Genomic DNA, 8,016 nt, shown 5'->3' on the forward strand with positions numbered 1-8,016 from the left:
CCCCCCCGGGCCACCAAGTCCACCCGGCTCATCGGGACCACTCCCGCCGCTCAGGCCCGCCCGGTCACCCACGCCACCCGGGCCGTGCGGGGCACCCGAGTCGCTGGGGTCATCCGCCGTCTCGGGGGTGTCGGTGCCCAGGATCTCGCCGGCGAGGGCGAGCAGGCTGTGGGAGATCGGGCCCGGCAGCCACTGCGCGTACGCCTGGTCGTGGAGCGGCCCCAGCTCGCGGGTGAGTGCGGACAGGGCGGGCCGGGCGGCCGGGTCGCGGGCCAGGCAGCGGGCGGCGAGCGCGCGGATCCCCTCGGGCAGTTCGGCCAGCCGGGGCTCCTCGTGGACCGTGCGGTAGAGCAGGATCTGCGGGTCCGCGGAGCCGTACGGCCCCGAGCCGGTGGCCGCGTACGCCACCACCCCGCCCAGCGCGAAGACGTCAGCGGCCCCGGTGACGGGCGTGTCCGAGCCGCTCACCTGCTCCGGGGCCATATAGCCCGGAGTGCCCAGGGCCATCTGGGTGTGCGTCAGCGCGCTGTACGCCGCGGAGTGCGCGATACCGAAGTCGATCACCCGGGGCCCGTCCGGGGCGAGCAGGACGTTGGACGGCTTGAGGTCCCGGTGCACCAGCCCGGCCGCGTGGATGGCGGTCAGCGCCCGCGCCAGCCCGCCGGCCAGGAGCAGCACCACGGGCACCGGCAGCGGCCCGAAGCGGGAGACCGCGTCCGTCAGCGACATCCCGGGCACATAGCCGGTGGCCATCCAGGGAGTCTCCGCCGCCGGATCGGCGGCCACCACCTCGGCCGTGAACACCCCGGTGACCCGCCGCGCCGCCGACACCTCGCGGGCGAAGCGGCGCCTGAACTGCGGGTCGTCGGCGAGTTCGGGCCGCGCCGTCTTGACCGCGACGGTACGGCCCTGCGGTGAGCGCCCCAGGTAGACCCGGCCCATGCCGCCCCCGCCGAGCAGCCCGATCAGCCGGAACGGTCCGATACGTCGCGGATCGTCCGCCCCGAGCGGCCTCTTCACGTGCTGTCCCCTTCAACCGCCGACGGCGTCGAGCGCCCGCCAGTATGGCCCACCCGCACACCGTGCCGCGGGTCTTCCGGGAGATACGGCCACGGCCCGCGGAAGTCCGCGGGCCGTGGCAGCAGCGTGAGGGTCGGCGGGGAGGGGTCAGGCGGCCTGCCGGCTCCTGGCCTTGGTGGCGTACACGTCCACGTACTCCTGGCCGGAGAGCCGCATGACCTCGCTCATCACCTCGTCGGTCACCGCGCGCAGCACATAGCGGTCGCGGTCCATGCCCTCGTACCGGGAGAAGTCCAGCGGCTCGCCGATGCGCACCGTGACCGGCGCGATGCGCGGCATGCCCCGGCCGCCCGGCTGCACCTTGTCGGTGCCCAGCATCGCGAAGGGCACCACCGGGGCGCCGGTCATCAGCGTCAGCCGGGCGATGCCGGTGCGCCCCCGGTAGAGCCGGCCGTCGGGGGAGCGGGTGCCCTCCGGGTAGATGCCGAACGCCTTGCCCTCCTCCAGCAGCCGGCGGCCGGTCATCAGCGCCGCCACACCGCCGTGGCCGCCGTCCCGGTCCACCGGGACCATGCCGACGGCCCCGAAGAACCAGGCCATCAGCCGGCCCTTGATCCCCTTGCCCGTCACGTACTCGCTCTTGCCGATGAAGTACACCGGCCGCTTCACCACCAGCGTCAGGAACATCGAGTCGATGAAGGTGACGTGGTTGCCGGCGAGGATCACCGGCCCGTCCTGGGGAATGCGCTCCGCTCCCTCCACACGCGGGCGGAACAGGACGCGCAACAGCACTCCGAGCGTCGCCTTGAGGAAGATGCGGGACAACAGGTCCTCCGGTCGTGGTCGTCGTACGCCGCGCCCACCGGTGTCCAGGGCCGTTCGGTCCCTGTTCCACCGCACGCGGTGCAGGTGAGGACGATACTCGCGGAATCCCGCCGGGCGCACACCGGGACCGCCGAGCCGCCACGCGGTGTTGACCGCGGTTTCCGTCGAGTTCCGCCCGACGTCTCTCACTGGTAAGCCGAACGCGCCTACGATCAGCCCGACTCAGCGGCAGGTCATGCACCTGACGACGACTTCACAGCGAGGAGTGTTCATGCAGCAGGAGCAGCAGCCGGGACGGCGCGCCCTTCTGGGGGTCGCGGCCTTCGGCGCGGGCGCGGCAGTGTGGGGTGGCGCGGGTACGGCCGCCGCCGACCCGAAGGGTGGCGCGGGCTCCTACCGCGACCTGCCGGTGCCCACCGTCATCGGCCACCGGGGCGCCAGCGGCTACCGCCCCGAGCACACCCTCGGTTCGTACCAGCTCGCCCTGGACATGGGCGCGGACGTCATCGAGCAGGACCTGGTGCCCACCAAGGACGGGCACCTGGTCTGCCGGCACGAGAACGACATCACGGCCACCACCGATGTCGCCGACCACCCCGAGTTCGCCGGCCGCAAGACCACCAAGACGGTCGACGGCACCGCGCTGACCGGCTGGTTCACCGAGGACTTCACCCTCGCCGAGCTGAAGACGCTGCGCGCCAAGGAGCGCATCCCCGGCAACCGGCAGCGCAACACCCTCTACAACGGCCGCTGGGAGGTGCCCACGTTCGAGGAGGTGCTGGAGTGGGCCGAGCGGGAGGGCCGCAAGCGCGGGCGCCGCATCTGGCTGCACGTGGAGACCAAGCACCCCACCTACTTCCGCAAGCTGGGCCTCGGCCTGGAGGAGCGGCTGGCCCGGCAGCTGCGGGCGCACGGCCGGCACCGGAAGAACTCCCCGACCTTCCTGCAGTCCTTCGAGCCCAGCAGCATCGAGCGGCTGAGCGAGCTGGTGGACTGCCCCAAGGTGGTGCTGCTGGACGCCGCCGGGACCCGTCCCTGGGACTTCGTCGAGGCGGGGGACCCGCGCACCGTCACCGACCTGGTGAAGCCCGAGGGCCTGGCCTGGATCGCCGGCTTCGCCCAGGGCATCGGCCCCACCCTCCAGCTGATCATCCCGCGGGACGCCGCCGGCAAGCTGGGCACGCCCACCACACTGGTCGAGGACGCGCACGCGGCGGGGCTCATCCTGCACCCGTACACCATGCGCAACGAGAACACCTTCCTGCCCGCCGACTTCCGCCGGGGCACCGACCCCAACGCCTACGGCGACGCCTTCGGCGCCTTCCAGGCCTACTTCGAGACGGGCATCGACGGCATCTTCTCCGACAACGCGGACACCGCGGTGCTCGCCCGGGACGCCTTCCTCGAGAAGTCCTGACCCCGGTCCGCCGGTCCGACCCGGCGGACCCCCCGGACCCGGCCGAACGTCACCCGGCCGGGTCCGGCTTCGCCCGGTCGGGTGAGAAGCGACGGCGAGGGCAACCAGCCGCCGGCCAGGGGCGTCAGGCCCGGCATGGATCTCGTGGAGGAACTCCGTCCGCTGCTGGCCGCCGAGGCCGCGGCCGAGGCGCTGGGCGCCGGTATCGACCCCGCCGATCTCGAACAGGGCGTGTGGTTAAGGCTGCTGGAACACATCCGGGCGGCCGGGCCGCCGCCGCAGCCGGCCAGTTGGCTGCGGACCGCGGTACGCGCCGAGGTGCGCGGTGCCCGCCGCCGGGCCCGGCGGGAGGTGCCGTACGACCCGGTGGCCGGCGGGCCGGCCGGCGGCCCGGAGAACTGCGCCGAGGGCCGGGCGCTGGAGGCGGAGACCAGCCGGGTGCTGCGGGCGGCGGTGCGCCGGCTGCCGGGGCGCTGCCCCCGCCTGCTGGGCGCGCTGCTGTCCCGTTCCGACCCGACCTACCGCGAAATCGCGCAGGCGTTGGGAATGTCACAGGGCAGCCTGGGGCCGGTACGTTCCCGATGTCTGGGATGCCTGCGCAGAATGCTCACGGCGGAGATTGCGGCTCCTGAACCCTGGGGAAAGGAGTCCTAGACAATCGGCGCCTCGGAGACGGCGCGCATCCTGGCGACGACTCCAGCCAGGCCAGCGACCCCGCCGGAACCTACCCTCGACCGGCTGGGCGGAATCCGGACATGGGGAGGCATGCGCACCATGGGCATGAGCGTGACCATCTCTGCGGCGACCGAGCACGACGCCGAGCAGATCCTCAAACTCCAGTACCTCTGCTACCAGCGCGAGGCCGAGCTGTACGGCGACTACTCGATCGAACCGCTCACCCAGACACTGGCCGATCTCCGCACCGAACTCGGCGAGGGCTGCGTGCTGGTGGCCCGGCTGGGGCCGGAGGTGGTCGGGTCGGTCCGCGGCACCGTGGACGAGGACGGCGTCGCCGCCATCGGCAAGCTGATCGTCCATCCGAGGATGCAGCGGCACGGGCTCGGCGGGCGGCTGCTGGCCGCCATCGAGGAGCGGCTGGCGCAGGAGCGCGCGGCCACCCGGTACCGGCTGTTCACCGGCCACCGCAGCGACGGCAACCTGCGGCTGTACCACCGGAACGGCTACGCCCGGATCGGCGTCGAGGAGGTCAACCGGCGGCTCCGCCTGGTGATGCTGGAGAAGCCGGCCACCCCGTTCGCCACCAGCGCCTGAGCCGGCGCGCGTCCGGGGCGGTACGCACCACCCCGGGCGTACGGCCGCGGCCCGGACCGCTCGCCCGCGATCCGGGCCGCGCCCGTGTCCGTATCCGTATCCGTGTCCGAGTCCGGGGACGCGTCAGCTGTCGGTACGCGCCCTGCGCAGCCACAGCAGTCCGGTGACCGGCAGCAGGATCGGGATGAACAGATAGGGCGCGCCGTAGTAGGACCACACCGTCTGGTCCGGGAAGGCGGACGCGTCGAGCAGGGCCCAGGTGCCCACCGTCAGCACGCCCAGCAGTTCCGCCGTGCAGCAGACCAGCGCCGCCTTGCGGGCCCCCTCCCCGCCGCGGACCAGCGAGAGGGTGATGAACGCGTACACCGCGGCGGAGACCGCGGACAGCGAGTAGGCCAGCGGAGCCTTCTCGTACTGGGCGATCAGCTGGTAGATGGACCGGGAGGCGGCGGCCACGGTGAAGACGCCGTAGAGCATCACCAGCAGCCGCCCGGGCCCCTGGCCCAGTGCCAGACGCCGGCCCGGCGCCGGCTGCCCGGCGGCGTCGTCCCGTCCGGTGCCGGAGGTCGTCTCAGCCACCGGTGCCTCCCCAGATGTCGAACAGCCGTACCTCCAGCACCGCCAGCACCACGGCCGCGGCGGAGACGGTCGCCGAGCCCCAGCGGGTGCGTTCCGCCAGGGACATGAAGGCGCCGATCGGGACGGCCAGGCCCGCGCCGAGCAGATAGGCGACGAAGATCGCGGTGCCCTGGTCGGGCTTCTCCCCGCGCGCCAGCTGCACGATGCCGACGGCCAGCTGGACCAGGCCGAGCACCGAGACCACGGCCATGCCGATGAAGTGCCAGTCCTTGGTCGGCTGGTCGCGGTAGGCGGCGTGTCCGCACCAGGCGGCCAGAACCAGAGCGGTCACCGCGAGCAGGATCGTCACCGCGCCGATCACCGGAGGCTCCCCGCGATGCGACCGGAGGCAGAGGGCTTGACAAGCATGGGACGACTCTAATCGCCGGGCCCGGCACTCCGGTCTCCGACCCCGGCCGCGGCGCTCAGGGATGACCGCCGTCAGCTGCCCGCGCCGTAGGCAGAAGGCGCGGCCGGGGACCGGCCCCGGTGTCCGTGCGAATCGCCCAGGGTGGCCCAGGGTGGGGCGGACCACACGGCGTGGACCGGCCCCTGCCCGTTCTTGTCCATCTGGCGACTGGGGGAGTCCGCTATTCGGACACCTGTGATGGGTTCGGTGCCTGTCTGCTTTACTTGCCCGCATGACCACGACGAGCAGCCGCATCCCCGCGACCGAGGCGCCCACCGCGCCCGGTGCTCGCTGTATGTGTCGAATGTGTGACAGCTGAGGGCCCCTGATCCGCCTCGCGCCCCGAAGCGAGACCCCCTCCCGCCCGGTCGGGCCATGGAGGACATCAACTCCGCAGCGGTGACGACAACGTCGACGTGACCGCCCGGACCGCCCCGCGTCACCGGAATCCCGTGGCCGCGCGACCGCGCCGCCCGGACCTCCTCCTGCCGCGCTCCGCAATTGCATGCACCGTGCCCGGCGGCACTCCGCCGTGCACTCGACAGTGACGGAAACCCCTGTGATCACCACTTCGGGCCTGAGCAAGGTCTACCGCTCCCGCGGCCGTGAGGTCACCGCCCTCGACGGCGTCGACCTCCATGTCCGCGAGGGAGAGGTGTACGGCGTCCTCGGTCAGAGCGGCGCCGGCAAGTCCACCCTCATCCGCTGCGTGAACCTGCTGGAACGCCCCACCTCGGGCACGGTCACGGTGGCCGGCCAGGACCTCACCGCGCTCGCCGGGCGCGGCCCACGGGCCGGCAGGTCGCTGCGTCAGGCGCGCAGCCGTATCGGCATGGTCTTCCAGCACTTCAACCTGCTCTCCGCGCGCACCGTGCAGGACAACGTCGAACTCCCGCTGGAGATCCTCGGCGTCTCCGGCAGGGAGCGCTCCCGCAGGGCGCTGGAGCTGCTGGACCTGGTCGGCCTCGGCGACAAGGCGAAGGCGTACCCGGCCCAGTTGTCCGGCGGCCAGAAGCAGCGGGTGGGCATCGCCCGGGCGCTGGCCGGCGATCCCAAGGTGCTGCTCTCCGACGAGGCCACCAGTGCCCTGGACCCGGAGACCACCCGCGCCATCCTCGAGCTGCTGCGCGACCTCAACCGGCAGCTCGGGCTGACCGTGCTGCTGATCACCCATGAGATGGACGTGGTCAAGACGATCTGCGACTCGGCGGCGCTGATGCGCGGCGGACGGATCGTGGAGTCCGGCACCGTCCCCGAACTGCTCGCCACCCCCGGATCCGAGCTCGCACAGGCGCTGTTCCCGGTCGGCGGTGAGCCCTCGGCGGCGGACCGCACGGTCATCGACGTCACCTTCCACGGCGACGCGGCCACCCGGCCGGTCATCTCGGAACTCGCCCGCACCTACAACATCGACATCTCGATCCTCGGCGCGGCCATGGACACGGTGGCCGGCAAGCAGGTGGGCCGGATGCGCATCGAACTGCCCGGCCGTTTCGAGGAGAACGTCGTCCCCATCGGCTTCCTGCGCGAGCAGGGACTGCAGGTCGACGTGGCCGACACCGCACAGCCGGCTCCGGCCGCCGCCACGCTGCTCAAGGAAGGTGCCAAGTGACCTGGTCGGAGATGCAGCCCCTGCTGGAGCAGGCCTGTTGGGACACCCTCTACATGGTCGGCTGGTCCGCGCTGGTCGCCATCGCCGGCGGCCTGCCGCTCGGTGTGCTGCTGGTCCTCACCGACCGCGGCGGCATGCTGCAGAACGCGCTGGTGAACAAGGTCGTCGGGCAGGTCGTGAACATCGCCCGCTCGATGCCCTTCATCATCCTGATGGTGGCGCTGATCCCGTTCACCCGCAGCGTCATGGGCACCACCATCGGACCCGACGCCGCGATCGTCCCGCTGGCGATAGGCGCCATCCCGTTCTTCGCCCGGCTGGTGGAGACCTCCGTCCGCGAGGTGGACCACGGGCTGGTCGAGGCCGTCCAGTCGATGGGCGGCAGCACCTGGACCGTGGTCCGCAAGGTCCTGCTCCCCGAGGCGCTGCCCTCGCTGATCGCGGGTGCCACCACCACCATCGTGACGCTGATCGGCTACTCGGCCATGGCCGGCACGGTCGGCGCCGGCGGCCTGGGCGACCTGGCCATCCGCGAGGGCTACCAGCGGTTCGAGACCCAGCTGATGTGGATCACCGTGGCCATCCTGGCGGTCGCCATCTCGGTCATCCAGCTGGCGGGCGACCTGGCCGCCCGGCTGCTCTCGCACCGCGGCCGCTCCTCGGCCGGCACCCGGCTGCGGCTGCCGCGCGGCGGTGCCGGGCGGCGGTCCGGCCCCAAGACGGCCGCGTCCCCGACCTCGTCCAAGACGGCCGAGGCCCCCGCCGCCGAGCCCGCCGAGCCCGCCAAGGTCTCCTGACCCGGCCGGCCGGCCCGCCCACCGTCCACCCCGCCCTCGTCCACTG

At 72.7% G+C, this 8,016-nt stretch carries 9 protein-coding genes; 5 read left to right on the forward strand and 4 right to left on the reverse strand.

Annotated elements, in window-relative coordinates:
- Both E4099_RS25415 and E4099_RS25420 read right to left on the reverse strand, forming a co-directional pair.
- Window positions 1–1,020: serine/threonine-protein kinase (locus E4099_RS25415; protein ID WP_245245150.1), on the reverse strand; the 1,020-nt coding region annotated here is incomplete at its 3' end.
- A gap of 147 nt (window positions 1,021–1,167) precedes the next feature.
- Window positions 1,168–1,845, reverse strand: coding sequence for a lysophospholipid acyltransferase family protein (locus E4099_RS25420; protein WP_135341448.1), 678 nt, complete (start codon window positions 1,843–1,845; stop codon window positions 1,168–1,170).
- A gap of 271 nt (window positions 1,846–2,116) precedes the next feature.
- Here E4099_RS25420 and E4099_RS25425 point away from each other — a divergent pair, with 271 nt between their 5' ends.
- From E4099_RS25425 to E4099_RS25435, 3 genes are all read left to right on the forward strand, one after another.
- Window positions 2,117–3,262: a glycerophosphodiester phosphodiesterase gene (locus E4099_RS25425; RefSeq protein ID WP_135341449.1), complete on the forward strand. Its 1,146-nt coding sequence runs from the start codon at window positions 2,117–2,119 to the stop codon at window positions 3,260–3,262.
- A 135-nt stretch (window positions 3,263–3,397) separates the two neighbouring features.
- A complete protein-coding gene (locus tag E4099_RS25430) occupies window positions 3,398–3,916 on the forward strand; it encodes an RNA polymerase sigma factor (protein WP_135341450.1) in 519 nt (172 codons plus the stop codon).
- Between the two features lie 120 nt (window positions 3,917–4,036).
- Window positions 4,037–4,534: a GNAT family N-acetyltransferase gene (locus E4099_RS25435; RefSeq protein WP_135341451.1), complete on the forward strand. Its 498-nt coding sequence runs from the start codon at window positions 4,037–4,039 to the stop codon at window positions 4,532–4,534.
- 123 nt (window positions 4,535–4,657) lie between these two features.
- On the opposite strand, the gene E4099_RS25440 is transcribed toward E4099_RS25435, so the two are convergent.
- Entirely contained in the window at window positions 4,658–5,113 is a 456-nt protein-coding gene (locus E4099_RS25440; protein WP_135341452.1) for a hypothetical protein, read from the reverse strand.
- Complete coding sequence (locus tag E4099_RS25445) at window positions 5,106–5,474, reverse strand: hypothetical protein (protein ID WP_135341453.1); 369 nt, start codon at window positions 5,472–5,474, stop codon at window positions 5,106–5,108. The genes E4099_RS25440 and E4099_RS25445 overlap by 8 nt, the downstream gene beginning before the upstream one ends.
- Before the next feature lie 592 nt (window positions 5,475–6,066).
- Here E4099_RS25445 and E4099_RS25450 point away from each other — a divergent pair.
- Both E4099_RS25450 and E4099_RS25455 read left to right on the forward strand, forming a co-directional pair.
- Window positions 6,067–7,173, forward strand: coding sequence for a methionine ABC transporter ATP-binding protein (locus E4099_RS25450; RefSeq protein ID WP_135341454.1), 1,107 nt, complete (start codon window positions 6,067–6,069; stop codon window positions 7,171–7,173).
- Window positions 7,170–7,970: a methionine ABC transporter permease gene (locus E4099_RS25455; protein WP_135341455.1), complete on the forward strand. Its 801-nt coding sequence runs from the start codon at window positions 7,170–7,172 to the stop codon at window positions 7,968–7,970. The genes E4099_RS25450 and E4099_RS25455 overlap by 4 nt, the downstream gene beginning before the upstream one ends.
- Window positions 7,971–8,016: the final 46 nt, after the last annotated feature.

Source organism: Streptomyces palmae (genome assembly GCF_004684805.1).
Taxonomy (GTDB): domain Bacteria; phylum Actinomycetota; class Actinomycetes; order Streptomycetales; family Streptomycetaceae; genus Streptomyces; species Streptomyces palmae.

What these genes read in the sequence shown, in the direction of transcription:
- E4099_RS25430 (WP_135341450.1), top strand. Translation starts at nt 3,398, where the DNA reads ATGGATCTCGTGGAGGAACTCCGTCCGCTGCTGGCCGCCGAGGCCGCG.
- E4099_RS25425 (WP_135341449.1), top strand. Translation starts at nt 2,117, where the DNA reads ATGCAGCAGGAGCAGCAGCCGGGACGGCGCGCCCTTCTGGGGGTCGCG.
- E4099_RS25450 (WP_135341454.1), top strand. Translation starts at nt 6,067, where the DNA reads ATGCACCGTGCCCGGCGGCACTCCGCCGTGCACTCGACAGTGACGGAA.
- E4099_RS25435 (WP_135341451.1), top strand. Translation starts at nt 4,037, where the DNA reads ATGGGCATGAGCGTGACCATCTCTGCGGCGACCGAGCACGACGCCGAG.